This window comes from Streptomyces sp. SID13726 (assembly GCF_010548375.1).
Taxonomy (GTDB): Bacteria; Actinomycetota; Actinomycetes; order Streptomycetales; family Streptomycetaceae; genus Streptomyces.
Genome location: NZ_JAAGLY010000842.1, coordinates 1 through 388, shown reverse-complemented (window position 1 = coordinate 388; position 388 = coordinate 1). Strand labels below are relative to the sequence as shown.

Below are 388 nucleotides of genomic sequence, written 5' to 3'. Positions count from 1 at the left end.
CGTGGCCCGAAAGTCAATCCGCTTGGGCCGGCACGCCCTCGCGGCCGCCCTGATGGCGCTGCTGGCCCTGCTGCTGCCGACGTCTGCGGCGCAGGCGGCGGAGAATCCCGCAATCATCTACACGACGAACTTCCACAACGCGGCGATCTACGAGCTGCGGGCCGCCGTCAGCTGGAAGTGCCTGGACATCCGCGGCGGCGGAGCGCCCCAGGAGGGCGCGTGCATCCAGACCTTCGACTGCAAGAACGCGCTCCACCAGCGTTTCACCTTCCAGCGCACGGGCGGCGGCACCTTCACCGTCGGCGCCTTCGGAACCTACTGCCTGGGCACCCAGGGCGGCACCGCGCCCGGCACCCCGCTGGTCCTGAGCAACGGCTGGGGCTGCGCC

At 71.1% G+C, this 388-nt stretch carries 1 protein-coding gene; it reads left to right on the top strand.

The window, feature by feature from the left end; genetic code table 11:
* Positions 1-22: 22 nt before the first annotated feature.
* Positions 23-388: RICIN domain-containing protein (locus G3I78_RS50605; RefSeq protein WP_164437418.1), on the top strand; the 366-nt coding region annotated here is incomplete at its 3' end.